This is a genomic window from Vibrio genomosp. F10 str. 9ZD137 (assembly GCF_049974785.1).
GTDB lineage: Bacteria > Pseudomonadota > Gammaproteobacteria > Enterobacterales > Vibrionaceae > Vibrio.
Genome location: NZ_JBNGCJ010000689.1, coordinates 1 through 1,560, shown reverse-complemented (window position 1 = coordinate 1,560; position 1,560 = coordinate 1). Strand labels below are relative to the sequence as shown.

General features: G+C 39.7%; 1 protein-coding gene and 2 pseudogenes. 2 read left to right on the top strand and 1 reads right to left on the bottom strand.

Annotated features, from left to right (window positions below):
• Nucleotides 1–273 (top strand): annotated as a pseudogene (locus ACP45E_RS16555) (ribosome biogenesis GTPase Der); the annotation flags it as partial.
• Nucleotides 274–423: 150 nt separating this feature from the next.
• Here the strand turns inward: ACP45E_RS16555 and ACP45E_RS16550 are convergent.
• Nucleotides 424–783, bottom strand: a pseudogene (locus ACP45E_RS16550) (anion permease); the annotation flags it as partial.
• 505 nt (nucleotides 784–1,288) lie between these two features.
• Here ACP45E_RS16550 and ACP45E_RS16545 point away from each other — a divergent pair.
• A complete protein-coding gene (locus tag ACP45E_RS16545; RefSeq protein ID WP_017037088.1) occupies nucleotides 1,289–1,519 on the top strand; it encodes a zinc ribbon domain-containing protein in 231 nt (76 codons plus the stop codon).
• Nucleotides 1,520–1,560 lie beyond the last annotated feature (41 nt).

Below are 1,560 nucleotides of genomic sequence, written 5' to 3'. Positions count from 1 at the left end.
GGCCGTCGAGTCAAAATGAAATACGCGCACGCTGGTGGATACAACCCACCGATTGTTGTTATTCATGGTAACCAAGTTAAAGAGCTGCCGGCTTCATACAAACGTTATTTGATGAATTACTACCGCAAGTCTCTGGAAATAATGGGTACACCTATTCGTATTCAATTCCAAAGCAGTGACAACCCATTTGAGGGTAAGAGCAACAAAGTCACTATTTCTCAAGAGCGCAAGCGTAAGCGCTTGATGACCATGATGAAAGGTCGCAAAAAATAATGAAAAGCCCAAGCATCAACGCTTGGGCTTTTTTCTATTAATAAAGCTTAGGTCTAGCCTGATAACTAGACCTTTGTTCGTTATCTGAAGTCCATCGAGCTCTACTGTTAGTTACCGTGTTCGGTATTACCACATCCCAAGTTATTTCCACTATGCTCTGCCGATAAAGAAAAAGACCGGTATAACGATAAGAGAAAAAACAAAACCAATTTTCCACCAGTTTTGCAAGCTCAGTAAGCCTGCGCCAAACAATATCGGCGCGGGTCTAGAAGAGTAGTGTGCGGTCGACATATAAAGATTACTGAACATACCTAGGGCGATCGTTGCCAGCATAGGGGGAGCACCAGCAGCAATCGCAAGGAAGGCTGAATACATAGCACTCGCCATCATAACTAGCACTGCAAACCAAGTAATTGTGTGCCGTGCTTCTTTTTCTTGCAGTACTGCATCCCAAGTGATTATGCATGTAAACAACAAAAAGACTGACTCCCTCTGTGTAGTAACCGTTGAGCAGGGAGACCTCGAAGCATTTTTGGCTCATGGGAAAGTGGGTTGACCAACACGAATCTATCGTCGGTCATAGTGAAGTTAAAGTGCTATCTTTTGAGTCTTTTTCATCGAAAATATGCCAGTATTGAGTTGAAATACAACGCCCTGTATCTCTTGATGGATCTTTTTATATAAATCTAAAATGGGTGAGAGTGTAGATAATTTTTGGTTTTATATTTTATTTAAAATTCAAATGCAGAACATGTAACTTATGCTTTCGGTGTGTGGTTATATAAATGTTCTTAATCAGGCAGATCGCTGATCACGATGGATAAAGCAGATGATCTTATAGAGATCATTTGACATCAAAATGATCTCTATTAAGAGGGTGTTCTACTACTTTGGCACAAAGGTGGTGGCATTTTATATGCTTAGTGAGGCAATCAGACGGAAGTGATGTAGATCATGGTATATTCATCTACGTTCAATATGATCAAATATTACGATTAAAAGATAGGTTAAAAACATGAGCAACAATAACTGCCCAAAGTGCACCACAGAGTTAGAGTGGGATGGTGCGTATTTATGCGCTCCTTGCGGTGAACATTACAAAAAGCTGGGATATTGTCCTGAATGTGATAAAGAGTTGGAAAAGCTGCAAGCCTGTGGTTCTGCGAGCTACTTTTGTAACTCGTGTAATGAATTAAAGTCTAAATCACGAGTGAAAATCGTGTTTGAAGTGATAAAACCATTATAGTTTTAGAGATTATAGTTTTAGAGATTAGAGATTAGAGATTA